General features: G+C 74.4%; 26 protein-coding genes. 16 read left to right on the forward strand and 10 right to left on the reverse strand.

The genetic code is table 11. The annotated features are described in order from the left end of the window. Positions 1 to 3: 3 nt before the first annotated feature. The 7 genes from ACN20G_RS26205 (at position 4) to ACN20G_RS26235 (ending at position 5304) form a co-directional block, all read left to right on the forward strand. Positions 4 to 1146, forward strand: coding sequence for a uroporphyrinogen-III synthase (locus ACN20G_RS26205; RefSeq protein ID WP_424215275.1), 1143 nt, complete (start codon positions 4 to 6; stop codon positions 1144 to 1146). Beyond that, positions 1143 to 1892 (forward strand): sirohydrochlorin chelatase, encoded by a 750-nt coding sequence (locus ACN20G_RS26210; protein ID WP_424215276.1) that lies wholly within the window; start codon positions 1143 to 1145, stop codon positions 1890 to 1892. Before ACN20G_RS26205 ends, ACN20G_RS26210 begins: the two co-directional genes overlap by 4 nt. An 88-nt stretch (positions 1893 to 1980) precedes the next feature. After that, positions 1981 to 2181 (forward strand): hypothetical protein, encoded by a 201-nt coding sequence (locus ACN20G_RS26215; protein WP_424215277.1) that lies wholly within the window; start codon positions 1981 to 1983, stop codon positions 2179 to 2181. Positions 2182 to 2326: 145 nt separating this feature from the next. Then, the gene (locus tag ACN20G_RS26220) at positions 2327 to 3580 is read left to right on the forward strand and encodes a cyclase family protein (protein ID WP_424215278.1); all 1254 of its coding nucleotides are present in this window, start codon (positions 2327 to 2329) and stop codon (positions 3578 to 3580) included. 101 nt (positions 3581 to 3681) lie between these two features. Further along, complete coding sequence (locus tag ACN20G_RS26225) at positions 3682 to 4125, forward strand: LAETG motif-containing sortase-dependent surface protein (protein WP_424215279.1); 444 nt, start codon at positions 3682 to 3684, stop codon at positions 4123 to 4125. Between the two features lie 4 nt (positions 4126 to 4129). Beyond that, positions 4130 to 4816 carry an RNA polymerase sigma factor gene (locus ACN20G_RS26230; protein WP_424215280.1) on the forward strand — a complete coding sequence of 229 codons (687 nt, stop codon included), beginning with the start codon at positions 4130 to 4132 and terminating at the stop codon, positions 4814 to 4816. After that, entirely contained in the window at positions 4813 to 5304 is a 492-nt protein-coding gene (locus ACN20G_RS26235; protein WP_424215281.1) for a hypothetical protein, read from the forward strand. Before ACN20G_RS26230 ends, ACN20G_RS26235 begins: the two co-directional genes overlap by 4 nt. A 38-nt stretch (positions 5305 to 5342) precedes the next feature. Here the strand turns inward: ACN20G_RS26235 and ACN20G_RS26240 are convergent, their stop codons facing one another. Further along, positions 5343 to 6194: an RICIN domain-containing protein gene (locus ACN20G_RS26240; protein ID WP_424215282.1), complete on the reverse strand. Its 852-nt coding sequence runs from the start codon at positions 6192 to 6194 to the stop codon at positions 5343 to 5345. 220 nt (positions 6195 to 6414) lie between these two features. After that, positions 6415 to 7077, reverse strand: a complete 663-nt coding sequence (locus tag ACN20G_RS26245; protein ID WP_424215283.1) for a deoxynucleoside kinase — start codon at positions 7075 to 7077, stop codon at positions 6415 to 6417. 365 nt (positions 7078 to 7442) lie between these two features. On the opposite strand from ACN20G_RS26245, the gene ACN20G_RS26250 reads away from it, so the two are divergent. Beyond that, complete coding sequence (locus tag ACN20G_RS26250; RefSeq protein WP_424215284.1) at positions 7443 to 8993, forward strand: AMP-binding protein; 1551 nt, start codon at positions 7443 to 7445, stop codon at positions 8991 to 8993. Positions 8994 to 9011: 18 nt separating this feature from the next. Here ACN20G_RS26250 and ACN20G_RS26255 read toward each other — a convergent pair whose 3' ends face one another. From ACN20G_RS26255 to ACN20G_RS26265, 3 genes are all read right to left on the reverse strand, one after another. Continuing rightward, on the reverse strand, positions 9012 to 10025 hold the full coding sequence (locus ACN20G_RS26255) for a CU044_5270 family protein (RefSeq protein ID WP_424215285.1): 1014 nt from the start codon (positions 10023 to 10025) through the stop codon (positions 9012 to 9014). Continuing rightward, complete coding sequence (locus ACN20G_RS26260; protein WP_424215286.1) at positions 10022 to 10588, reverse strand: RNA polymerase sigma factor; 567 nt, start codon at positions 10586 to 10588, stop codon at positions 10022 to 10024. The genes ACN20G_RS26255 and ACN20G_RS26260 overlap by 4 nt, the downstream gene beginning before the upstream one ends. A gap of 68 nt (positions 10589 to 10656) precedes the next feature. Next, positions 10657 to 11322 (reverse strand): response regulator transcription factor, encoded by a 666-nt coding sequence (locus ACN20G_RS26265; protein WP_424215287.1) that lies wholly within the window; start codon positions 11320 to 11322, stop codon positions 10657 to 10659. 89 nt (positions 11323 to 11411) lie between these two features. Between ACN20G_RS26265 and ACN20G_RS26270 the strand changes: the two genes are divergently transcribed. From ACN20G_RS26270 to ACN20G_RS26290, 5 genes are all read left to right on the forward strand, one after another. Continuing rightward, positions 11412 to 11933 (forward strand): hypothetical protein, encoded by a 522-nt coding sequence (locus ACN20G_RS26270; RefSeq protein WP_424215288.1) that lies wholly within the window; start codon positions 11412 to 11414, stop codon positions 11931 to 11933. After that, positions 11921 to 13126, forward strand: coding sequence for a peptidoglycan-binding protein (locus ACN20G_RS26275; protein WP_424215289.1), 1206 nt, complete (start codon positions 11921 to 11923; stop codon positions 13124 to 13126). The genes ACN20G_RS26270 and ACN20G_RS26275 overlap by 13 nt, the downstream gene beginning before the upstream one ends. Positions 13127 to 13143: 17 nt before the next feature. Further along, complete coding sequence (locus ACN20G_RS26280) at positions 13144 to 13875, forward strand: ABC transporter ATP-binding protein (protein ID WP_424215689.1); 732 nt, start codon at positions 13144 to 13146, stop codon at positions 13873 to 13875. Beyond that, a complete protein-coding gene (locus ACN20G_RS26285) occupies positions 13875 to 15092 on the forward strand; it encodes an ABC transporter permease (RefSeq protein ID WP_424215290.1) in 1218 nt (405 codons plus the stop codon). Before ACN20G_RS26280 ends, ACN20G_RS26285 begins: the two co-directional genes overlap by 1 nt. A gap of 66 nt (positions 15093 to 15158) precedes the next feature. After that, a complete protein-coding gene (locus ACN20G_RS26290; RefSeq protein ID WP_424215291.1) occupies positions 15159 to 16637 on the forward strand; it encodes a M1 family metallopeptidase in 1479 nt (492 codons plus the stop codon). A 36-nt stretch (positions 16638 to 16673) separates the two neighbouring features. Here ACN20G_RS26290 and ACN20G_RS26295 read toward each other — a convergent pair whose 3' ends face one another. Then, positions 16674 to 17102, reverse strand: a complete 429-nt coding sequence (locus tag ACN20G_RS26295) for a pyridoxamine 5'-phosphate oxidase family protein (protein WP_424215292.1) — start codon at positions 17100 to 17102, stop codon at positions 16674 to 16676. 173 nt (positions 17103 to 17275) lie between these two features. Here ACN20G_RS26295 and ACN20G_RS26300 point away from each other — a divergent pair, with 173 nt between their 5' ends. Further along, positions 17276 to 18049 (forward strand): hypothetical protein, encoded by a 774-nt coding sequence (locus ACN20G_RS26300; RefSeq protein WP_424215293.1) that lies wholly within the window; start codon positions 17276 to 17278, stop codon positions 18047 to 18049. Between the two features lie 32 nt (positions 18050 to 18081). On the opposite strand, the gene ACN20G_RS26305 is transcribed toward ACN20G_RS26300, so the two are convergent. Next, on the reverse strand, positions 18082 to 18555 hold the full coding sequence (locus ACN20G_RS26305) for a hypothetical protein (RefSeq protein ID WP_424215294.1): 474 nt from the start codon (positions 18553 to 18555) through the stop codon (positions 18082 to 18084). Between the two features lie 2 nt (positions 18556 to 18557). Then, positions 18558 to 19529 carry an NAD(P)-dependent alcohol dehydrogenase gene (locus ACN20G_RS26310; protein WP_424215690.1) on the reverse strand — a complete coding sequence of 324 codons (972 nt, stop codon included), beginning with the start codon at positions 19527 to 19529 and terminating at the stop codon, positions 18558 to 18560. A 147-nt stretch (positions 19530 to 19676) separates the two neighbouring features. Between ACN20G_RS26310 and ACN20G_RS26315 the strand changes: the two genes are divergently transcribed. Beyond that, complete coding sequence (locus tag ACN20G_RS26315; protein WP_424215295.1) at positions 19677 to 20411, forward strand: TetR/AcrR family transcriptional regulator; 735 nt, start codon at positions 19677 to 19679, stop codon at positions 20409 to 20411. On the opposite strand, the gene ACN20G_RS26320 is transcribed toward ACN20G_RS26315, so the two are convergent. After that, positions 20369 to 21085 carry a VIT1/CCC1 transporter family protein gene (locus ACN20G_RS26320; RefSeq protein WP_424215691.1) on the reverse strand — a complete coding sequence of 239 codons (717 nt, stop codon included), beginning with the start codon at positions 21083 to 21085 and terminating at the stop codon, positions 20369 to 20371. The genes ACN20G_RS26315 and ACN20G_RS26320 overlap by 43 nt on opposite strands. 85 nt (positions 21086 to 21170) lie before the next feature. Continuing rightward, positions 21171 to 21848, reverse strand: a complete 678-nt coding sequence (locus ACN20G_RS26325) for a spermidine synthase (protein WP_424215296.1) — start codon at positions 21846 to 21848, stop codon at positions 21171 to 21173. A gap of 247 nt (positions 21849 to 22095) precedes the next feature. Between ACN20G_RS26325 and ACN20G_RS26330 the strand changes: the two genes are divergently transcribed. Then, positions 22096 to 22884, forward strand: coding sequence for a GNAT family N-acetyltransferase (locus ACN20G_RS26330; protein ID WP_424215297.1), 789 nt, complete (start codon positions 22096 to 22098; stop codon positions 22882 to 22884). The last annotated feature ends 532 nt before the right edge of the window (positions 22885 to 23416 follow it).

The following is a 23416-nucleotide window of genomic DNA, read 5'->3' on the forward strand; positions in this document are numbered from 1 at the left end:
GCCATGAGCACCCGCACCCCCGACCGGCCGCTGTGCGGCTTCACCGTCGGCGTCACCGCCGCCCGCCGCCGCGAGGAACTCACCGCCCTCCTCGTCCGGCGTGGAGCCCGCGTGATCGAGGCCCCCAGCCTGCGCATCCTCCCCCTCGACGACGACGCCGCCCTGCGCACCGCCACCGAACGCTGCCTGGCCGCGCCCCTCGACTACGCGGTCGCCACCACCGGCGTCGGCTGGCGCGGCTGGCTCAGCGCCGCCGACGGCTGGGGCCACGGACCCGCCCTGCACCACACCCTCACCCGGGCCCGCATCCTCTCCCGCGGCCCCAAGGCCACCGGAGCCGTCCGCGCCACCGGCCTCGACGAGACCTGGGCCCCGCCCTCCGAGGGCATCGACGAACTCCTCGCCCGACTCCTCGCCGAAGGCGTCACCGGCCGCCGCGTCGCCGTCCAGGAGCACGGCGCCCCCCTGCCCGGCCTGACCACCGCCCTGCGCGAACGCGGCGCCCACGTCATCGAGGTCCCCGTCTACCGCTGGGCACCCCCCGAGGACCCGCACGCCGTCCGCCGCCTCGCCGAACTCACCACCCGCGGCGAGGTCCACGCCCTCACCTTCACCAGCGCCCCCGCCGTCACCGCCTTCCTCGACGCCGCCGACGCCGCCGGCCACTACCCCGAGATCCTCACCCGCCTCACCGACGGCACCACCCTCCCGGTCTGCGTCGGCGAGGTCTGCGCCCGCCCCCTGGCCCGACTCGGCGTCCCCGCCCTGGTCCCCGAACGTGGTCGGCTCGGCGCCCTCGTGCGGATCCTCACCGACACCCTCCCCGAACGCGGCCGACACCGCTTCACCACCCCCGACGGCACCCTCACCCTCCAGGGCAACGCCCTCCTCGTCGACCCCGAACCCCTGTGGCTCCCGCCCCTGTCCGCCGCCGTCCTGCGGGCTCTGGCCGAACACCCCGGCCGGGTCCTATCCCGCGCCGAACTCCTGCGCCGCGTCTGGACCCCCCGCCCCGGCACCCGCCCCGACGAACACGCCGTCGAAACCGCCGTCGCCCGACTGCGCGCAGCCCTCGGCCCGCACGCCCCCCTCGTGCGCACCGTCCCCAAACGCGGCTACCGGCTCACGGCGGAGCCCCCACGATGAGCGCCCACCACCCCACCACCCTGGTCCTGGTCGGCCACGGCACCCGCGACCCGGCCGGTGTCGCCGCCATCGAGACCCTCGCCGCCCGCGTCCGCGCCCTGCGCCCCCGACACCCCGTCGCCCTCGCCTGGCTCGACCTGGCCCGCCCCACCCTCGCCGAAACCCTCCACCACCTCACCGGCACCGTCGTCCTGGTGCCCCTGCTCCTGGCCACCGGCCACCACCTGCGCGTCGACCTCCCCGCCCACATCGCCGCCGCCCGCCACCTGCGCTGCCTGCCGGCCCGGGCCCTGGGCCCGCACCCCCTGCTCGCCGAGGCCGTCGCCGACCTCCTCGGCCCGCTGCCGCCCACCACCCCCGTCGTCCTCGCCGCCGCCGGTTCCACCGACCCCGACGCCGCCGCCGAGACCACCCGCACGGCCGCGCTCCTCGCCCATCGCACCGGCCGCCGCGTCCTGCCCGCGCACCTCTGCGCCACCGGCCCCACCCCCGCCGAGGTCGTCGCCGCCCTGCGCGCCCGCGGCCACCGGCACATCGCCCTGGCCCGCCACCTCCTCGCCCCCGGCCACTTCGCCCGCCGCGCCGAGGCGGCCGGCGCCGACCAGGTCTCCGCGCCCCTGGCCCAACACCCCGCGCTCGCCCGCCTGATCCTGCTCCGACACGAGGAGGCACTGCGCTCCGTCACCCACATCCCACGAGCAAAACCGTTCCACCACAGGGCCATTCGGATGGGCGAGGACGGTTGACGGGTCGGCGCCGCGACACGGGCCCGGCCCCGCCCTAAGTTCGGGAACCGTCCGCTTGTTCCTGTTTTCTGTCGAAAGGCGTGTTCCCATGCGATCCCTCCGTTCCGGCCTCATGACCCTCGCCGCCTGCGCCCTCGTCCTCGGCTCCGCCGGCGTGGCCTCGGCCGACGTGAACGTCGTGATCCCCGAATCACCCGCCGTGAACCTCGTGTTCGGCGACTGGGGCCAGTTCGCCGGCGACGACGTGTTCACCGCCGGCCACGACAACCAGGTCGGCTCCAACAACTGACGCCCGCACCACCACCGGGGCGGCGCGGGTCACCACCCGCGCCGCCCCGGCGCGTGCCGACGGCGCCGTACGCCCCCTGTCACCACCACCCCCACCACCCCTACGCTCGGTCGACACCCGACCACCCGCGCCGTCGAGGGGCCCCGTGAATCCCGAACTCCTGCACGCCTTCCTCGCCCACCACGTCGACCGCCGAGACGCCCTCAAGGCCGCGGGCGCCGCCCTCGCCGCCGGCGCGGTCACCGCCACCGGAGCCGCCCCCGCGACGGCCGCCGCGCCCCCGGGCCCCGCCGGCCGCCACCCCGACGACGTGCCCTTCGACTACGCCGACCCGGCCAACCTCCCCGACTGGACCCCCAGCCGCTACGGCCCCCGCGACCAGCGCGGCACCTTCAACGAGATCACCCCCGCCAAGACCGCCGCCGCCCTGGCCCTCCTCGACACCCGCCGCCCGGTCACCACCTACAACCTCGGCGAACTCATGTGGAACGGCTTCCCGGCCTACAAGACCGAGCCCCGCCGCAGCTACGAACAGCGCCTCAGCGTCCTCGGCTACACCCCACCCGCCGAGTTCACGGCCCAGGGCGGCATCCTCAACTCCCCCCACCCGCTGGGCACCAACAGGCTGAGCATCCACGAGGAACGCTTCGCCGCCGAACTCTCCCCCAAGCACCCCGTCCCGCTGGCGACCACCTACCAAATCGGCTGCCAACTCGACAACCTCAACCACATCGGCGCCGGCGAGTACTTCTACAACGGACTGCGCGGCCCCGACATCGCCCGCGGCCACGGCACCCTCGCCCTCGGCGCCGAACACATGGGGCCCGTCGTCACCCGCGCCGTCGTCCTCGACGTCCTCGGCGTCAAACTCGCCCGCAACGCCCGCCGCGACCTCGGCGCCCCCGCCGCCGACGGCCGCCCCGTGCTGCGCGGCGACTACCGCATCACCGTCGAGGACATCCGCGACGCGATGGACTTCGGCCGCATCCGCTCCGTCGAACCCGGCGACGCCGTCCTCTTCCGCACCGGCTGGAACCACCTCCTCGCCCGCCGCGACCCCGCCGACATCCGCCGCTGGGAGGGCTCCGAGGGGGTTCCCGGCATCTATCTGCGTGAGGCCCGGCACCTGGCGCGGCTGCGCCCCGCCCTGATCGGGGGCGACACCTGGGCCCTGGAGGTGATGGGCAACGCGGTCAACGAGGACGGCGCCGCCTACCCCGTCCACCAGGAGCTGATCATGCGGCACGGCATCCGCATCGCCGAGTCCTACGTCCTGGACGGGCCGGCCGAGGACGGGGTCCACGAGTTCGTCCTCGTCATCACCCCCCAGTTCGCCGAGGGCGCCACCGCCGGCAACACCCCGCCCGCCGCCCTGGGACAGCCCCGCCGGAGGCCGTGAAAAGATTTCCTCGAAAGATCGGCAACCCCGACCCGTCCGGGACGTCGTGAGGGGGTGAGGGACGCGAACCGGCGTCCCCACGACGTTCGAGGAGTTCAGTGGTGAACGGATTCAAGCAGGTCACGGTCAGCGCCGCCGTCCTGGGAACACTGCTCGCCGGCGCCGCGACGGCCCAGGCCGCCGACGCCGCGCCGAGCCCGGTCCCCAGCCGCTCGGCCGCCCCCGTCGCCACCCCCTCGGTGAGCCCCGCCCCCGCCGAGCCCTCGGCCGGCGCCACCTCCCGCCCCGTCCCGTCCGGCTCGGCCACCCCCACCCTCCCGGCCTCCCAGGCCCCGAGCGTCTCCCCGGCCCCCTCCGGTGCCGCCGGTTCCGCCACCCCCTCCGGCGACCACTCCGCCACCCCCACCCCGGCCCCCTCCGGCGCCGGTGAACTGGCCGAGACCGGCTCCGACGACAGCGCCGGCCTGCTCACCGCCGGCGCCGTCGGGCTCCTCGTCCTGGGCGGGGCCACCGTGCTCCTCGCCCGCCGCAGGACCCGCGCCTGACGTGATGCCCGCCCCCACCGCGAGCCTCGACCTCGCGGCCCCGGCCCGCCCGCTCGCCCCCGGAACCCTCCGGGGGCGAGCGGGCCTCGCCCGTCTGGGCCCCGCCCTGCGCAACCTGCTCGCCAGGACCACCCCCGACACCCCGGACACCGCCCACGCCCGTCCCACGGCGGCCGCCGCCCGCGCCGACCGGCCGGCCGTCGACGGCGAACGCCCCACCATCGGCGCCCTCTACGCCGCCCACCGCCTGGCCATGGTCCGCCTCGCGATCCTCCTCGTCGACGACCTCCACACCGCCGAGGACGTGGTACAGGACGCCTTCACCGCCCTCCACCGACGCCACGGCGCGCACATCACCGAGGTCGACAACGCCCTCGCCTACCTGCGCACCTCCGTGGTCAACCGGGCCCGGTCCGTGCTGCGCCGGCGCCGCGTGGCCCGCGCCTGGACCCCGCCGGTGGAACGCCCCGCGAGCTCCGCCGAGGAGCACGTCGTGCTCGCCGAGGAACACCGCGAGGTCCTCGCCGCCCTCACCCGCCTCACCACCCGGCGGCGCGAGGTCCTCGTCCTGCGCTACTGGTCCGGCCTCAGCGAGGCCGAGATCGCCCGCACCCTCGGCATCAGCCAGGGCGCCGTCAAATCCAACGCGAGCCGAGCCCTGGCGGCCCTGGCGAAGGAACTCACCCCATGACCGACCGACCCGACCCCGCACTCGAACACCGGCTGCGGGCCGCGCTCACCGCCCGCGCCGACGCCCTCACCCCCCGCGACCTGCGGCACGCCGAACCCCCGCATCCCACCCGCCGGATCCGCACCGCCCGCCTGGCCCTGGCCGGCCTCGCCCTCACCGCCGTCGCCGTCACGGCCTGGGCCCTGCTGCCGGCCTCGGCCCCGACCCCGTCCCCCCGTCCCGTGCCCCCGGCCGCCCCGGAACCCACCCGCACCCCCACCCCCTCGCCCTCCGCGCACAGCCCCTCCCGCCAACCCCCCTCCGTCACCCCCAGCCCCTCGGCCACCGTGCCCACCCCCGAGGGCACCCCCACCGGCACCCGCCCCCCGGCCCCGAACCCGCTCACCCCGAGCTCGGCCGCACCCGACCCGCTCACCCCGAGCGCGGGAGCCTCCGGCTCGCCACCCCCCGACTCGGCCGCCGCCCCCACCCCGTCGACGAGCCCCTGAGGGAACCCGCGCGGGGGAGGGGCGGCGGGCCGGTCAGATCACCAGGCGCCGTCGTTCAGCGGCCGCACCTGGAACCGCTGGTGGGGCTGGTCCGCCCAGTCCCACTGGTGGATCACCGTGCCGTCGTCCCCCTTGCCCCATCCGACGGTCAGGGCCTTCCCGCTGTGCTTGGCGGTGATCCGGAACCAGCCGCCGCCCAGCGGGTCGAGCCGGAACATCTGGTTCGGGGTACCGGCCCAGTCCCGCTGGACGAGCGGGGTCTCGTTGTCCTGCCAGGCCCCGTCGATCTCCAGCACCTTGCCGCTGTGCTTGGCGATGATCCGGAAGTGCCCGTTGCCGAGCGGGTCCATCCGGAACTTCTGCTGGTCCACATCGGCCCAGGACCACAGGTCCACCGCGCCGCCCCCGTCCTGGGAGGCGCCCGCGACGTTCACGACCTTCTCCACGTGCCCGGCCACCAAGTGCGCCCGCTCCGGCACCACCACGTGCGCGAGGTCCACCTGCTGCGTGAAGCTCGCGTGGTAGGTGCGCGGCGAGTTGAACAGACGGTTGTCGAAGGCGTCGGCACGCAGCGTGGCCTCGACCACCCAGGCCCCGCCCTCACCCACCGCGAGGGTCTGGTCCCCCCAGGACTGGACCGGGGTCGAGCCGGGGGTCTTCTTCTGCTCGAACGTGCCCTTGACCTTGGAGCCGTCCGGGGCCCGCAGCGCGTACTCGCCCTTGATCGTGACGCTCTCCACGTAGGGCCACCGGCCGTTCGCGTTGATCTTCACGTGCTTGAGGTTCACCGCGGGCCACATCCGGCCCTGCTCGTCGCTCATCACCCCGACCTGCCACACGTACTCCAGGTCCTCGGAATAGCTCCAGATGTCATCGCTCCACACGTACACGCGGGTCCCCTCCCGACAGGTGATTCCGGTGGTCGGAATCGGCTTTCCGGACGCTAGAACTCCGTCGGTCCCCGCGACAGAACCGATAAGGCCAACCCGAAACCGGCCGAATCACCACGGATCCACTTCAAGCCGGCCCCGCGCCGCGCACCCGGCACCGCCCGTGACGCCAAAAACGCCGGTGCCCCACGAAGCTCGTGGGGCACCGGCGTGACGGGTCTCAGAGCGCGGGACGGGCCTGCGCCAGGGCTTCCCGGACCTCCCGCACGACACGCGCCGCGTCCTCGGGCCTGTTCACCACGTCGGTGCGGTTCATGTCGATCACCAGCACCTCGCTGGCCGAGTAGTGCTCGTGCACCCAGTCGTCGTACCCGGACCACAGGATCCGGTAGTACTCGACCAGGCCCTCGTCCTGCTCGAAGTCACGCCCCCGCAGCCCGATCCGGTGCATCACCGTCTCGAAGTCCGCCTTGAGGTAGACCATGAGGTCGGGCGCCTTGCGGTACGGCAGGCCCTCGATCTCGCGCATCATCTCGTTGAGCAGGCCCTCGTAGACCCGCATCTCCAGCGAGCTGATCCGTCCCAGGTCGTGGTTGACCTTCGCGAAGTACCAGTCCTCGTAGATGGACCGGTCCAGGACGTTGTCACCCCGCTTGTACGCCTCCTTGATCGCGGCGAACCGGGTCTGGAGGAAGTAGAGCTGGAGCAGGAAGGGGTACCGCTTGGCCTGGATCTCCTCGGCGCTCGCCGTGTAGAAGAGCGGCAGGATCGGGTTGTCGTCCACGCTCTCGTAGAAGACCTCGCTGCCGAGCTCCTTGGCGATCAGTTCGGCCACACTCGTCTTGCCGATCCCGATCATGCCTCCGACGCAGATCACCGACATACCTCACTTCTCCCTGGGGGTCTTCTCGTTCACGGGCGGGTGGGCCGAGGCTCCACACCACGAGGACGCGCCCCGGGGATCCCCGCCCGGACCGGGGTCCGAGGAGTGGTCCGAGTCCGCCGGCCGTCGCTCCGCGGCTGTCGCACCCAGCGACACGCCACCGCCCCACAGCCGCCTTGAAGCATAAAGGAAGAATCCCGCCGGTCCGCCCGCCCGCGCGGCCCCGGGACGCGGCCCGCCGCGCTCACTACCCTGGGTCGGACGACCGAGGCCGGCCCCGCCCCCACACCGGGGCCGTGCCACCACCGTCGACGCGGCACGGCGCCCCGCACGGCGCCCGGGCCGCCGAGGAGGACGCATCCGCCATGCCCGTCCCCGAAGCACCCTTCCGTTCCTTCGTGGAGGAGATCCTCGACGGTCTCGCCCACACCCCCGAACGCGAGAAGATCGTGGGGGAGGAGACCCGCCTGACCGGGGCGCGGGCCCTCGACCTCGTCCACCGCACCGCGCGCGCCCTGCGGGACCTCGGCGTCGACCGGGGTACCACGGTCGCCCTCCTCGGCGACAACGAGCCCCACCTCATGACCACCCGCTACGCGGCCAATCTGCTCGGCGCCGCCGTCACCCAACCGCACCTCGGGCTCGCCGCCGACACCCAGGCCCGGATCCTCGCCGACGCCGACACCGGCGTGCTCGTGGCCGCCGCCCCCGCCGTCGACCGGGCCGCCGCGCTCACCCGGCTCACCCCGATCCCCACCACCCTCGTGCTCGGCCCCGTGCCCCCGACCGCCCCGCCCGGGGCCCTCGACCTCCTCGCCCTCGCGCGGGACCGCGACCCGGCGCCGCTCGCGAGCCGGGCCCGGCCCGAGGACGTGTGCGCCATCCGACACACCGGCGGCACCACCGGCACCCCCAAGAGCATCCGCACCACCTTCGGCCGGGTCCGACTCGCCGGCCTGGTGCGCCGCTTCTTCGGCGACACCGTCCCCCGCGACCTCGTGTGCACCCCCCTCGCCCACCTCGCCGGACACATGGCCGACCTGGCCCTCGCCGCCGGCGGCACCGTGATCCTGCAACCTTCCTTCGACCCGGGCGCCGTCCTGGCCGCCGTCGCCCGCGAGGGCGTCACCCACACCTTCCTGCTGCCCCCGCTGCTCTACCGGCTCCTGGACCACCCCGACCTCGACCGCACGGACACCTCCACCCTCCGACTGATCAACTACGGCGGCACCCCGGCCGCCCCGGCCCGCGTGGCCCAGGCCGTCCGCCGCTTCGGCCCGATCCTGCAACAGGGATACGGGCAGGCGGAGGCCGGCAGCGTCAGCGTCCTGACCCCCGCCGAACACGATCCGGACCGCCCCGACCTCCTCGGCTCGGCGGGCCGGCTGCTGCCCGGCGTCGACGTGGAGATCCGCGACCCCGAGGGCCGGCCCCTGCCCCCGGGCGAGGTCGGGGAGATCTGCGTGCGCTCCGCCCAGACCATGCCGGGCTACTGGCGGGCCCCCGAGGCCACCGCCCGGGTCCTGCGGGACGGCTGGATCCACACCGGCGACCTCGGCCGACTCGACGACGGCGACCTCCTCACCCTCGTGGACCGCGCCCACGACGTCATCGTGGTCGTCGGCGGGCACGTGTACCCCACGGAGGTGGAACGCCTCCTCGACGGCGTCCCCGGGGTCCGCGAGAGCGCCGTCTACGGGGTCGTGGACGAGGACCGGGTGGAACGCGTCCACGTCACCGCGGCCCTCACCCCCGGCAGCGCCCAGACCCCGGACACCCTCGCCGCCCTGATCCGCGACCGGCTCGGCGCCACCCACGACCCGCACCGCGTGGACCTCGTCGACGCCCTCCCCCTGACCCCCACCGGCAAACCCGACAAGCGGGAACTGCGCCGCCGAGCACGGGCGAACCCCTGACCACCGGGCGCGCCGCCCTCACCCCTCGGGCACCACCCCGGCCCGGTCCGTGACCCGCCGCGCCACGACCGCCGTCGACTCCACCTCGGCCCCCGCCGCCCCCCACGCCGAGGCCCGCAGCAACACCGTGCGCGTCCCGAGGTACGCCAGACTCCCCGCGTCGAAGATCCATTCCCGGCGCTCCCCGCCGTGCTCCCGCGCCACCGCCACCCCGGGCCTGCCCGCCGCGTCCACGACCCCCGGCACCAGCACCACCCCGGGAAGACGGGTCGCGACCCGGTAGAGCGTGGCACTGGTCCGCGCCGAGGCCCGCCCCCCGCCCAGCAGGTCGCCGACGGCCACGAACACCGCCTGGTCCACCCCGAGCGTGGAGTCGCTGCCCGGCCCGTGAGCACGCTCGGCCTCCGCCCGCAACAAGCCGAGCAACTCGTCCGGGTCCTCGGTCAACCCGGCCAGGTAGGCGGGGGTGGGTGCGCCGAGCGAGGGCGGCCCCGGGGCGAAGGGCTCCTCCGAGGTGCCGCCCCCCGGGGTCCGCACGAGGGTGGGCGCGCTCCCGTCGGCGGGGATCCACCGCTCGGCGGACTGATCGGTGCGCCCCAACTCCATGGTCCCGTCGGGCCGTTCGGACAGGGAGGAGGAGTGGCCCACGGTGCGCACGTACACGAACCGTCCCGCACCCGCCGCCTCCGCCGGCCGGGACCCGGCGGCCAGCGCCGCGCGGTCCAGGAACCGCACCACCGCCGCGTCGATCCGCCCCTCCTCGGGCGGGCCGGCCGCCCCCCGCCCCAGCACGACCGCGACCGTCACCGCGCACACCGCGACCGCCGAACCGAGCGAGACCACCCACCCCCGCCCGCCCCACCGTCCGCGCGCGCTCCCCTCCCGTCCGGACGCGAGCGCCTCGCGCGCCAGGAACTCCCCGACCCGCTCCCGCCCCGCGAAGGCCAGCCGCTCGTCCGCGACCACCGCCAGCAGCTCCCGCTCGCCGCCCCCCTCCGGCACGGAGGGCACCTCACCCGTGAAACGCCTCATCGACTTCCCTCCCGTACCGGCCGGGCCCACGCCCGTCGAGCGGCCTCGCGCCCGGCCCCGACCTGCTCGTCCGTCAGCTTCCGCAACCGGCTCCTGGCCCGCGACAACCGCGACCGCGCCGTGCCCACGCTCACCCCACAGGCACGGGCGACCTCCTCGTGCGTCAGTCCCGACACCAGGTGCAACAGCAGCACCTCACGGTCCGACCTGCGTAACCGCCCCAGCGCCCGCAGCGCCGCCTCCATCCGTCGCCGGTCCTCGATCCCCGACACGACGCCCTCGGAGAAGTCCGGGACCTGCGGGGGCGGCGGCATCCGGGACATCGCCGCCCGGTGCCGGCGCGCGGCCCGCCGGTGGTTGCGCAACACGTTCGTCGCCACCCCGAACAACCAGGCCCGCCGGTTCTCGACCCCGGAGAAGCCCTCGCGCAGCCGCCACGCCTCCAGGAAGGTCAGGGACACGATGTCCTCGGCCGCCACGGGATCGGCCGTCATCCGCACGACGTGCCCGTGGATCGCCCGGGCGTGCTCCCGGTAGATCTCCGCAAACAGGTGATGGTCCACACCGGGTAGTGTCCGCACCCCCCGGACCGCTGCACGTGACCCCGATCACACCACGCGCCGGGCCCCGCTCAGCTCGGCCCGCCGATCCGGTACCCGGACCCCGACACGTTCTCGATCAACGACGGGTCCCCGAGCTTCGCCCGCAACCGGCTGACGGTCACCCGGACGGCGTTGGTCGCGTACGAGGTGCCCGCCTCCCACACCTGGTCGATCAGGTCCTCGGGCGCCAACACCGCCCCCCGCGCCCGCAGCAGCGCCTCCAGCACCGCGAACTCCTTGGGGGAGAGGGCCAGCCGCCGCCCGTCGTACGCCGCGATCCGCCGCGCCGAGTCCACCGTGAGCCCGGCCCGCTCCAGCACCGGCGGCAGCGCCGGCTGCGCCCGCCGGCCCAGGGCCAGGACCCGGGCGAGCAGCTCGTCGTAGGCGAAGGGCTTGGTCAGGTAGTCGTCCGCGCCCAGCCCCAGGCCCTCCACCCGGTCGCTGACGGTGCCCGACGCGGTGAGCATCAGGATCCGGGTGGGCAATCCCTCCCGCACGACCTGCCGGCACACCTCGTCACCGTGCAGACCGGGCAGGTCCCGGTCCAGCACGAGCACGTCGTAGACCTCGGCCCGCAGCCGTTCCAGGGCCTGCAGCCCGTCGGCCGCCTCGTCCACGGCCAGCGCGTCCCCGCGCAGCCCCTCCGCGAGCATCTCCCGGAGGAACTCCTCGTCCTCCACCACCAGAACTCTCATCCCCCCTCCCTACCGGAACCGGACATTTCCATGTTGTAACAGGGGCCGGAAAGGGAATCGAAACACGCTTCCGGTGCAGGCTCCGGCCCATGAACCGATCCACGACCCTGATCGCCGCCGGGCTCATCACCGGCCTGACACTGTTCGCGACCGCCTGCTCGGGCGCCGCCGGATCCTCCGACTCCGCCGGCTCCTCGGGCGACTCCTCGGCCTCCTCCGGCACCTCCGGAAACGGTTCGGGCTCGGGTTCGGGCTCGGGGGCCGACGCCGACAAGGCCCTCAAGATCCGCAAGTGCCTGCGCGACCAGGGTCTCGACGCCCCCGACCCCAAGGCGGGCGAGGACCCGCGCGGCATGACCATGGGCGGTGGCGGGGACCCCGAGAAGACGGCGGCGGCCCTGAAGAAGTGCGGGGTCACCCCGCCCGGCTCCGGCCCGGAGGTCTCCCAGGCCCAGAAGGACAAGGCCCTCAAGCAGGCCAAGTGCATGCGCGAGCACGGATTCGACGTGGCCGACCCCACCTTCAACGGCAACGCCATGACCGGCCTCGCGGTACCCGAGGGCGCGGACGCGGACGCGTTCGTCAAGCAGCTCAACAAGTGCTCCGGCTGATGGGCAAGCGCGCCAAGTGGACCGTCGCCGCGGTGGCCGTCGTGGTCGTCGCCTCCGGCGCCGGCTACGCGATGACCGCCAGCGACCACGGCACCGGCAAGGCCCCGGCCGGCTCGGCGACCGGCCTCCCGAAGGCCACCGCCCCCGTCACCCGGGGCGACCTCGGCTCGGGCGTCAGCGTCGACGGCACCCTCGGCTACGCCAAGGAACGCAAACTGAACGCGGTCGGATCCCCCGGCACCGGCGCGGGCGACGCCACCCCGAGCCCCGCCCCCTCCGGCAGCGCGGGCACCGGCGGCACCGGCACCGGCACCGCCCCGGGCCCCGCGATCCTCACCTGGACCGCCGAGAACGGCGCCACCCTCGAACGCGACGGGAAGCTGTACGAGGTCAACGGCCACCCCGTCCGCCTCTTCTACGGCACCACCCCCGCCTACCGGGCGCTGAAACAGGGCGACAAGGGCGAGGACGTCAAACAGCTCAAGCGCAACCTCCAGGCCCTCGGCTTCGGCACCGGCCTGGACGCCTCCGACGGCACCTTCACCACCGGCACCACCACCGCCGTCAAACGCTGGCAGAAGTCGCACGACGCGAAGCAGACCGGCGAGATCGCCCTGGGCGACATCGCGTTCGCCTCCGGCCCCCAACGCGTCCAGAAGAACGACATGGCGGTCGGCGACGAAGCCGCCTCCGGCAAACCCGTCCTGACCCTCACCGGCACCGAACGCATGGTGCACCTCCAACTCGACGCCGCCAAGGCCGCCACGATCAAGACCGGGGACGCCGTCAGCGTCCGCACCTCCGACGGCAAGACCGCCAACGGCACCGTCGACTCCGTCGGCGCCACCGCCGACACCGGAAGCGAGGCCGGCGCCGCGTCCGGCGGCGGGGGCGGCGGCGACAAGAAGCCGAAGATCACCGTCGAGATCACCCTCGACAACGCCGGCTCCCTCAAGGGACCCGACCGCGCCCCGGTCTCCGTCAACCTGCCCGGCCCCGTCCGCAAGGACGTCCTCTCCGTCCCCGTCAACGCGCTCCTCGCCCTGTCCGGCGGCGGCTTCGGCGTCCAGGTCGTCGAGAACGGCAAGGCCCACGAGGTCACGGTGGAACTCGGCGCCTTCGGCAAGGGCCGCGTCGAGATCACCGGCGGCGCCCTCAAGGAGGGCATGCTCGTGGGGGTGCCCTCCGCGTGAACCACCCGACCGCGCCCCTGCCCGTCGTCCCGAACGAGCCCACCGACCGGGTCCACGCCCCGCACCCCGTCGTCGAACTGACCGGCGTCACCAAGGAGTACCCCGGCGGGGTCACCGCCCTCGGCGGCGTCGACCTCACCATCGCCCCCGGCGAACTCCTCGCCATCGTCGGGCCCTCCGGCTCCGGGAAGTCCACCCTCCTGCACATCGTCGGCACCCTCGACCGGCCCACCGCCGGCCGCGTCGCCATCGCCGGCCACGACATCTCCCGACTCTCCGACCGCGCCCTGTCCGCGCTGCGCTCCCGCCACGTCGGCTTCGTCTTCCAGTCCTTCCACCTCGTCCCCGGGGTCAGCGCCCGCGCCAACGTCGCCGAGGGACTCCTCTACTCCGGGCTCTCCCGCGCCGAACGCGACCGCCGGGCCCGCACCGCACTCGAACGCGTCGGCCTCGGCGACCGCATGGACCACCGCCCCCACGAACTCTCCGGCGGCCAGAAACAACGCGTCGCCATCGCCCGCGCCGTCGCCGGCGAACCCGACCTCCTGCTCGCCGACGAACCCACCGGCGCCCTCGACACCGCCTCCGGCACCGCCGTCATGGAGCTGCTGCACGAACTCAACCGGGACGGGGCCACCATCGCCGTGATCACCCACGACAACGAGATCGCCGAGAGCCTGCCCCGCCAGGTCCGCATCCGCGACGGCCACGTCGTCGCCGACGTGTGGAACCGGACAGGAGGCCACTGATGGGACGCCGCGCCCACACCGCACCCCCCAAACTCGCCCCGCCCCGCCTGACCCCCCGCGACGTGCTGCACGTCGGCTCCGCCGGGCTGCGCTCACGGCCCATGCGGGTCTTCCTCTCCGCCCTGGGCATCGCCATCGGCATCGCCACGATGATCGCCGTGGTCGGCATCTCCTCCTCCAGCCAGGCCAAGCTCCTGCGCGAACTCGACAAACTCGGCACCAACATGCTCCTGGTCACCCCCGGCCAGTCCCTGGTCCCCGACCAGCCCGCCAAACTGCCGCCCGAGGCCCCCGCGATGATCGCCCGGATCGACGGCGTCGAATCCGTGGGCACCACCGGCGACGTGCCCGAATCCGTCCGCCGCAGCGAGAACATCTCCCGCGACGAGACCGGCGGCATCACGGTCAAGGCCGTCAAGGACGACCTGCCCGGCACCCTCCGGGCCCACCTCACCTCCGGCACCTGGCTCAATGCGGCCACCGGCCGCTACCCCTCCGTCGTCCTCGGCCACGTCTCCGCCGACCGCCTGGGCATCACCGCCCCCGGCCAACAGGTGTTCATCGGCGGCCGCTACTTCACCGTCCTCGGCATCCTCGCCCCGATCCCCCTGGCCCCCGAGATCGAACGCTCCGCCCTCGTCGGCTGGGACGTGGCCCGAGACCTTCTCGGCTTCGACGGCCACCCCACCGGCATCTACGAACGCGCCGACGACCACCGCGTCCAGGCCGTCCGCGACCTGATCCCGCGCACCGCCGACCCCGAGACCCCCACCTCCGTCGCCGTCACCGACCCCTCCGCCGCCCTCCAGGCCAAGGCCGCCACCGAAGGCGCCTTCAGCACCCTCCTGCTCGGCCTCGGCGGCATCGCCCTCCTCGTCGGCGGCGTGGGTGTCGCCAACACCATGATCATCTCGGTGCTGGAGCGCCGCCACGAGATCGGCCTGCGCCGGTCCCTGGGCGCCACCAAGGGCCAGATCCGCGTCCAATTCGTCACCGAGTCCCTCCTCCTCTCCGGCCTCGGCGGCCTGGCCGGCATCGCCCTCGGGGCCCTGGCCACCGCCCTCTACGCCCACGCCGGAGACCTCCCCTGGGTGGTACCCCTGTGGGCGGTCACCGGAGGTTTCGGCGCCACCCTCGTCATCGGCACCGTCGCCGGCCTCTACCCCGCCGTCCGCGCCTCCCGCCTCTCGCCCACCCTCGCCCTCCAAGCGAGCTGAGCCCCCGCGCGCACTCCCGGCGCACGACCATCGCGCGGGCCGGGGCGCGCGCCCTACCCTGACGCCATGACCCCACTCAGGCGCCGCGCAAGGGAGTTGACGCTCGCGCTGGTGGGCGTGCTCGCGCTGTCCCTCCCCTCGGCCGCGATCCCGGCCGCGACGGCCCAGAGCCCCACCGCGCCCGGCCCCACGAGAACCACCGAGGCCACCCACGGGGCGAACCGGGTCCCGACCGGGCCCACGACCGGGCCCACGACCGCACCCGCGACACCGGACCGCCCGAAGTACGAGCTCCGCCTGCGCGCCGACGAGGACGGCACCCGGTGGACCGGCCGGCAGGAGATCACCTTCCGCAACGCCGCCGCCGCGCCCCTGCGCTCCGTGGACCTGCGCCTGTGGGGCAACGCGGGCGCCCCCGGCGGCGGTTGCGGCACCCCCGACTCGCCCGCGCCGATCCGCGTGGACCACGTCACCGGCGGCGCCGCCCGCCCCCTCACGGTCGGCTGCACCGCCCTGCGCATCGACCTGCCGGCCCCCGTGCCGCGCGGCGCCCGCGCCACCGTCGCCCTCGACCTGTCGATCACCGTCCCGGACCGGATCCACCGCTTCGGCCGCGACGGCGCGCACCGCTTCCTCGGCAACGCCCTGCCCCTCCTCGCCGTCCGCGACGGACACGGCGAGGGCCTGGACCCCGACGTCGGCTTCGGCGAGAGCTTCCACAGCCTCGCCGGCGACTTCCACGTGGTCCTCGACCACCCCTCCGCACTCCTCGTGCCCGCCACCGGCGACACCGTCCGACGCCCCGGCCCGCCCGGGCGCACCATCAGCGTCTCCACCGCCCGGGGCGTACGGGACTTCGCGTGGGCGGCCGGCCCGTTCCGCTCCCGGACGCTCACCTCACCCGGCGGCGTCGCCGTCAGCGCGTACTGGACCGCCGGCACCCCCGCCGAAGGCGTCGAGGCGAGCCTGCGCGAGGCGATCGGCTCCGTCGACGCCCTCGGGAAACGCTTCGGGCGCTACCCGTACGCGGAACTCGACCTCGTCATGAGCGACGCCCTCGACGAGTTCGGGAGTATGGAGTTCCCCGGGCTGGTCCTGTTGTGGACGGAGACCGAGGGCTTCGCCGTCGCCCACGAGGTCGCCCACCAGTGGTTCTACGGGATCGTCGGCAACGATCAGTACGCGGAGCCCTGGCTCGACGAGTCCTTCGCCCAGTACGCGAGCGAGCTCTACTACGGCGACGACGGGACCGGCTGCCTGGAGGACGGGCCGGCCTGGCCCTCCGACACGGCCGCCCTGACCCGCTCCATGGGCTACTACGCGCAGGGTCGGCGCTCGGAGTACGGCCGCGTGGTCTACGCCCGGGGCGCCTGCGCGCTGCACGAACTCGAACGCGTCCTCGGGCCGACGGCGATGGCCCGCATGATGCGCGGGTACGTCCGGGACCACTGGCTCGGCGTCGCCGACACGAGCGACTTCACCCGCGCCGCGCAGGCCGCCACCACCGTGGACCTCACCCCGTTCTGGCGCGAACACCGGGTGTGAGCGCCCCCGGTCGGCCGTCGTCCAGGCCCCGGCGTCTCAGGCGCCACCGAGATCGGCGGAGAGCCAGTGCTCGGGCCGCATCCGGATCGTGAGCTGCGGACCGTGCTCACGCTCCGCCATCGCGAGGAAGGAGTCCACCGCCTCCGCCGGCAGGTAGCGGGCGGCCATCGACCGCTTCTCCGCGTCCGTCGTGGGCTCCGTCGACACCACCGGCCCCTCCACCGACACGTACCGCACCGTGGGCTCCACCCGCTCGACCATCAGCGAGAACCGGCCGGCCCCGGCCAGGGCCCGCGCCTTGGCGGAATCCCGCCCGGTGGTGATCCACAACTCACCACCGGGCTCGTACGCGTACCAGATCGGCACGTTCAGCGGCGCCCGATCGGGCTCGGGCCGGGTCACGGCGAGCGCCCCGATGCGGGGCTCGGCGAGGAAGAACCGTCGGTCGGCTTCGGACAGGGGCACGAGGGTCTCCAGGTGTGTCGAGGACGGATCATCGCGGTGCCGGGCCCTTCGATCCTCGCGCCTGCCCCGCCACGAGCCCCGCAACCACCGCCCACGACACGCGGACACCCCACGACCGAGGCCCCAGGCCCCCACCTCGGACCGCCCCGTCACCGCCCGTTATCCTGCCCGGTATGTCGATACGTCCGGTCATGGAACTCGGGGCCGATCGGGACCCGATCAGCGTGCTCACCCTGCGTCACCACGTCCCCGACGCCCGGCACGCCCTCGACCCCGTCGAGGTGCGCCCCCTGATCGACGGCCGCGACCTGCTGGAGGAGATCCACCCCGAGGGGTACGCGAGCGGGGTCCGCGAGTGGGCCGGCCCCGCCGATGAACGCCCCCTGGCCGCCTTCGAGGAACCCCGCCGGGTGACGTTCTCCGAGGCGGACTGCGGAGCCGCCTGCTGCGGCGCGGTGTGGGCGACCGTACGGCGCGAGGGCGATCTGGTCATCTGGTCCGACTGGGAGAACCTGGGGGACACCGAGATCACCCTCCCGGAACTCCGCTTCGACGCCACCCGCTACGACGCCGAACTCGCCCGCTGCGCCGCCGACCACACCTGGGAGCAGCCGGTCGACACCACGGCCCGACTCCTCGAACAGGCCGTCAAGGACGCCGACGCCCTCGCCCCCTGGGACTGCGCCCTGACGGGCGTCCACGTCCGCCGCGACCGCCTCGACCGCGTCCACGCGAACTTCCGCTACCCCCGACAATGGGACGGGGACGGCCCGTGGCTGCACTTCGAACTCGCACTGCCCCTTGACGACCCCTCGGACCCGCCGATCGAGCAACGGGTCCGAGACCTCGCCAACCGGCTCCTCGACGGGGACCCCCGCCCCCGCGCCGTGGTCCGCGGCGGCACCGGAGAACTCGCCGTACGCCTCGGATACCGCTGGATGCCCTGAGCCCCCGCGAGCCCCCGCGCGAGGCCCTGCCCTCACCCCGCCGCCGCCCGACCGGACCACACCCCACCACGAACCGACACCACACCCTCCCCACCCGCCCCCGTGTCACGCCCGGTACCGGCGATGATCCGCAACGCCGCCTCCGAAGGCGAACCCGCCTCGGCGGTGTACATGATCAGCGTCTGATCCGGATCGTCGGGCAGCCGCAGGCTCTCGTAGGCCGGCGTGAACTCACCCACGGCCGGATGCCGCACGCGATACCTCCCCGCACGCCTGCCCACGGCGCTCCGCCACCCACTCGTCGAAGGCCGGATCCCCCGGACGCCGAGCGACGTCGAACCACGTCCAGGCCACCGGGCCCGCGCCGCGACGAACCCGCCCCGCGTCGACTCTCCGCAGTGCACCGGCCGGGAACCGGCCCCACCCGCCCCTGACCCCCACCCGCCAAGCGACCACGCGGCCCACGACCGATCCGCCGCGCCCACCGCCCCCCGGTACCCGGTCACGCTCAGCCGGCCGGGACCGCCACCACGAACTTGCCGCGCACCCCACCCGCCTCCAGCGCCCGGTGCGCCTGCGCCGTCCGGTCCAGAGGGAACACGGTGTCCACCATCGGCCGCAACCGCCCCGCCGTCACGTGCCGGGCCACCTCGTCGAGCGACTCGCGCCGCGGATCACCGCTGAAGAACCGCACCCGCCCCCGGCCGTGCAGGACCGCGCTCATCCCGATGTACCCCAGCGAGCGCACCGGTCGGCCCAGGTCGAAGGCGATCGTCACCATCCGCCCGCCCGGCGCCAACAACGCCCGGTACTCGGACAGTCGACTGCCCACCGTGTCCACCACCACGTCGAACCGTCCCAGGGCCCGGGCGTCGACCCCTCGATGGTCCACCGCCCGGGCCGCGCCCAGTGCCCGCACGAAATCCAGGTTCTCGGCCCGCGCCAGCCCCGTCACCTCAGCCCCGGCCGCCACCGCGAGCTGCACCACGGCGTTGCCCACCCCGCCGGCCGCGCCCCGGACCAGGACCCGCTCACCGGGCCGCAGCCGCACCTTGTCACGAAGCGCCGTCACCGCCGTCGTGGCCACCGGCAACACGGCGGCCGTCACCAGATCCGTCCCGTCGGGCACCCGGCCCAGCCGCTCCGGCCGGATCCGCACGTACTCGGCGGCGCTCCCGAACCCCGAAGTCCGCCCCAGCACCCCCCACACCCGGTCCCCGACGACGAGCCCACCGGCCCCCGAGGCAGCACCCGGACCGAAACCCACGACCGTACCGGTGAGGTCCAGCCCGATCCGCTTGGGGAACGAACGGCCCGAGAACGGCCGCAACCGGCCCGCCCGGAACGCGAGCTCCCCGCCGTTGACACTGAACGCGGCCACCCGCACCAGCACCTCTCCCGCCCGCGGCACCGGCCGGGGCACCCGCGCCGGCCGCAGCACCTCGGGCCCTCCGTACCGGTCGAAGAGCACCGCCCACATCGTCGCCGGCGTCCCCGCCTCCACGCGCTCGTCCACAGCCCCGTCCACCTTCCGTCCGTGTCCCGCCGAGCACGCCACCGGCCCGACCCGCCCACCGTAGGATCAGAAACGGAACACCCCATCCGTTTTCGCGCCAGGTGAGAGACAGTGACCACCCGTTCCTCTCGGATCACCCCCGAACAGACCCCCACCAACCCGTCCCGCCGCCGCGACGCCCGCCACAACCGCTCACGCCTGCTGACCGCCGCCCGCGAGATCTTCGCCGAACGCGGCATCGACGCGCCCATGGCGGCCGTGGCCCGCCGCGCCGGCGTCGGCCCCGCCACGCTCTACCGGCACTTCCCGACCCGCACCGACCTCCTCCGCGAGGCATTCGCCGAACAGATGACCGCCTGCCGGGCCGCCCTCGCCGCGGCGGTCACCGACCCCGACCCCTGGCGCGGGTTCAGCGGGCTGTTCGAAGAGCTCTGCCGTCTCCAACGCGCGGAACGCGGCTTCCCCGCCGCCTTCCTCACCGCGTTCCCGGTCGACGCGAGAGCCCACACCCGAGAACGGGAGGCGGCCGAACGCGTCCTCGCCGACCTCGTCCGCCGGGCCCGCGCCACCGGCCGGCTCCGCCCCGACTTCCATCCCTCCGACCTCGTCGCCGCACTCCTCGCGCACGGCGGGCTGGTCACGGCCCTGCCCGACGACGAACGCGCCTCCCGCCGGCTGACCGCCCACCTCCTCGACGGCTTCCGCACCCACCCCGACCGGCGCCCGCTGCCCCCGCCGGGCACCCTCACCCTGACCTCACTCGCCACCGGGCCACCGGACACGCGGGCCCACGCGCAACGCCCTCAGCCCGCCGCGCCGCCGCCGAGCCAGGTGCCGACCGCGTAGGTCACGGCCATCGCCAGCGCCCCACCGGCCACGTTGCGCACCACGGCCCGCCCCGGCGGCGCCCCGCCCAGCCGGGCACTGACCACCCCGCACAAGGTCAGGGCCAGCAATACCGCGAGCACCGTCACCGGCACCCGGCCCGAAGCCCCCGGCAACACGATCGCCAACAGCGGCAGCAACGCGCCCACACTGAACGCGATCAGACTGGCCACCGCCGCGTGCCACGGATTCGCCAACTCGTCCGGATTGATCCCCAGCTCCACCCGCGCGTGAGCCCGCAACGCGTCGCGCTCCGTCAGCTCCACCGCGGCCTCCCGCGCCACCGACCGGCTCAGCCCCCGCTCCCGCAGCAGCTCCGTCAGCTCCTCCAACTCCCGCTGCGGGGACTGCGCCAACTCCCGCCGCTCCAGTTCCAGCGCCGCCCGTTCCGAATCCCGCTGGGAGCTGACCGACACGTACTCCCCGGCCGCCATCGACAGCGCGCCCGCCAACAGCCCGGCGACACCCGCCGCCAGGATGGCACCGCGCGAGGTCGTGGCCCCGGCGACACCCACCACCAGCCCGGCCGTCGAGATGATCCCGTCGTTCGCGCCGAGCACCCCGGCGCGCAGCCAGTTCAGCCTGGTACTGATCTCCGCGCTCTGCGCGTGCCCGCCGTCACCCGTCTCCGTCATCACGCCACCACTGTCCCCGCCCCGGCTCCCCGAGGCCACGCGACGCGCGCCGGCGGCGCCGCGCCACGTGCCGGGGCGCGGACGATCAGGCGGGGTTGCGCGCGAGGTGCACGGCGTCGGGAACCCCGCGCGGGACGGGCACCTCCACGGTGCGTACCTCGTCGAATCCCGCGTCACGAAGGGCGTCCTCGAAGGCGGGGGAGGGCCGCGCGGACCAGATCGCCAGGATCCCCCCGGGGTTCAGGCACGCCCGGCAGGCGGCGAGCCCGGCGGGGGAGTACAGGCTGTCGTTGTCCTCGGTGACGGTCCACTGGGGCCCGTTGTCGATGTCGAGGCACAAGGCGTCGTACCGGGCGACCCCGGCACGCAGATGGGCGTTGAGGTCGGCGTGCAGGACCTCCACCCGGGGGTCGGCCAGCGCGGCACCGGTGAAGACCCCCAGCGGACCGGCCCGGTGCCAGTCGACCACGGCTTCCTCGCGCTCCACCACGACGATCCTCGACCACCGCGGCCGCGCGGCCGCGTGGGCGAGGGAGAAACCCACACCCAGCCCGCCGATCAGCACCGACGGCGCCGGGGCGGTCGTCCGCTCGAGCGCGGCGTCGACGAGGAGCCGTTCCGAACGGCCGTCGGAGGTGTCCATCAGAAAACAGCCGTTGGCGATGATCTCGTAGTTCTCGTCGCGCCGGCGCAGGATCACCTCGCCGTGCGGGCCGGTGCGGCGGTCAAGGGTGACGGGGGGCGCTGCGTTGCTCGATGTCATGGGTCCTTCCCGGGCGTCGATCGATCACGTGACTACCTGACCATGCCCGGGCAACGATCCCCCCACCCCACCGTCACGCCCCACCCCACGAGCACCACCCCCGAGGGGAACGCCACCCCCACCGCGAACGCCACCCCCGACGGGAACGCCGCGCACGCCGCCCCCGCCGGGAGGGCCGCGTACCCACCCCACCCCGGCAACCCGCGGCCGTGCCGGCGCCCCCGAAGGTCGACCGTACGCTTGTCGGATGATCCTGCGCAGCCTCCACGACCGGTCCGACCTCGCCGAACGCCTCGGCCGGGACCCGGCCACGCACCTGATGGAACTCGGCGACCTCGACGACCTGCTGTGGCCCCACACCACCTGGTACACGGCCTCCGACGACGGCCCCGTCGCCCTGCTGTACACGGTCGGCGACATCCCGACCCTGCTGGCCTTCGCCCGCCCCGAGCGCGACACGGCCCTGGAAGAGCTCGCGGAGGCACTGCTGCCCGTACTGCCCCGACGCTTCATCGGACACGTGACCGGCGCTGCCGGCAAGGTGCTGGAGTCCGCGTACACGGCCCACCCCCGGGCCACCCTGCTGCGCATGGTCCTCACCGAACCCGACCGCGCCGCCCACACACCGACCACGCCCTGGCGCCCGAACCCGCTGGGCCGCGCGGACCTGCCCGACCTGCTGGACCTGTTCGAGCAGGCGTACCCAGGCAACTGGTTCGACCCGCGCATGCTCGACACCGGCCAGTACGTAGGCGCCCGACAGGACGGCCGACTCGTCGCGGTGGCCGGCGTGCACGTCTGGTCGCCGACCTACGAGGTCGCGGCCATCGGCAACGTCACCACCCACCCGGACCTCAGGGGACGCGGCGCGGCCCGAGCCTGCGTCACCGAACTGTGCCACCGCCTCGGACGCACCGTCCGCCACATCGGCCTGAACGTCCGAGCCGACAACACCCCCGCCATCAACCTGTACCGCACCCTGGGCTTCACAGAACTCACCCACTTCACGGAAGCCACCTACACAACCACTCCCTAGCCCCCGCACCCCCCGCCCTCCTCACCACCGGCACGGCCCGCGTATGCGACCTGGTCTCGCGGCCACCAATTGACCCCGCCGGCCTCGCGACTACCGAGCGAGGCGCCGATGCCGGGGCCCAGGAAAAGGGCGTAGGACTGCGTTTCCACGCCGATGAGGTCGGAAATCGCGTCGCCGGTGAGGTCTCCGGCGGTGAGGTCGCGCATGGTGGTCCAGTTGGCGCCGATGCGGATGCGACCGGTGTGTGCGGCGATACGCCCGTCGCCGGTGCCCGGGTGGAGGTGGGGTTGTCCGGTGGCGTCTCCAACGCGATCACGTCACCGTTGCCGTCTCCGTTGAAGTCACCGACCGTCACCTCGGTCAGGGCCTGGGTCAGCTCGGGGTAAAGATCGCGGCGCCGAGTCCGGCGCGTGGCGCAGTGAGGCCAGGCCCCTTCGCCCTGGCCTTTGAGGACCTTCTCGGCGATGAGGATCAGCGGGCGTTTGAATCGGGAGAGTATTGACACGGTGTTTGCTGGAGAGCGCTTGACAGG

It is taken from the genome of Streptomyces dryopteridis, assembly GCF_049606955.1.
GTDB lineage: Bacteria > Actinomycetota > Actinomycetes > Streptomycetales > Streptomycetaceae > Streptomyces.

What these genes read in the sequence shown, in the direction of transcription:
- ACN20G_RS26205 (WP_424215275.1), top strand. Translation starts at nt 4, where the DNA reads ATGAGCACCCGCACCCCCGACCGGCCGCTGTGCGGCTTCACCGTCGGC.
- ACN20G_RS26210 (WP_424215276.1), top strand. Translation starts at nt 1,143, where the DNA reads ATGAGCGCCCACCACCCCACCACCCTGGTCCTGGTCGGCCACGGCACC.
- ACN20G_RS26215 (WP_424215277.1), top strand. Translation starts at nt 1,981, where the DNA reads ATGCGATCCCTCCGTTCCGGCCTCATGACCCTCGCCGCCTGCGCCCTC.
- ACN20G_RS26230 (WP_424215280.1), top strand. Translation starts at nt 4,130, where the DNA reads ATGCCCGCCCCCACCGCGAGCCTCGACCTCGCGGCCCCGGCCCGCCCG.
- ACN20G_RS26235 (WP_424215281.1), top strand. Translation starts at nt 4,813, where the DNA reads ATGACCGACCGACCCGACCCCGCACTCGAACACCGGCTGCGGGCCGCG.
- ACN20G_RS26245 (WP_424215283.1), bottom strand. Translation starts at nt 7,077, where the DNA reads ATGTCGGTGATCTGCGTCGGAGGCATGATCGGGATCGGCAAGACGAGT.
- ACN20G_RS26250 (WP_424215284.1), top strand. Translation starts at nt 7,443, where the DNA reads ATGCCCGTCCCCGAAGCACCCTTCCGTTCCTTCGTGGAGGAGATCCTC.
- ACN20G_RS26255 (WP_424215285.1), bottom strand. Translation starts at nt 10,025, where the DNA reads ATGAGGCGTTTCACGGGTGAGGTGCCCTCCGTGCCGGAGGGGGGCGGC.
- ACN20G_RS26265 (WP_424215287.1), bottom strand. Translation starts at nt 11,322, where the DNA reads ATGAGAGTTCTGGTGGTGGAGGACGAGGAGTTCCTCCGGGAGATGCTC.
- ACN20G_RS26270 (WP_424215288.1), top strand. Translation starts at nt 11,412, where the DNA reads ATGAACCGATCCACGACCCTGATCGCCGCCGGGCTCATCACCGGCCTG.
- ACN20G_RS26285 (WP_424215290.1), top strand. Translation starts at nt 13,875, where the DNA reads ATGGGACGCCGCGCCCACACCGCACCCCCCAAACTCGCCCCGCCCCGC.
- ACN20G_RS26290 (WP_424215291.1), top strand. Translation starts at nt 15,159, where the DNA reads ATGACCCCACTCAGGCGCCGCGCAAGGGAGTTGACGCTCGCGCTGGTG.
- ACN20G_RS26300 (WP_424215293.1), top strand. Translation starts at nt 17,276, where the DNA reads ATGTCGATACGTCCGGTCATGGAACTCGGGGCCGATCGGGACCCGATC.
- ACN20G_RS26310 (WP_424215690.1), bottom strand. Translation starts at nt 19,529, where the DNA reads ATGTGGGCGGTGCTCTTCGACCGGTACGGAGGGCCCGAGGTGCTGCGG.
- ACN20G_RS26320 (WP_424215691.1), bottom strand. Translation starts at nt 21,085, where the DNA reads ATGACGGAGACGGGTGACGGCGGGCACGCGCAGAGCGCGGAGATCAGT.
- ACN20G_RS26325 (WP_424215296.1), bottom strand. Translation starts at nt 21,848, where the DNA reads ATGACATCGAGCAACGCAGCGCCCCCCGTCACCCTTGACCGCCGCACC.
- ACN20G_RS26330 (WP_424215297.1), top strand. Translation starts at nt 22,096, where the DNA reads ATGATCCTGCGCAGCCTCCACGACCGGTCCGACCTCGCCGAACGCCTC.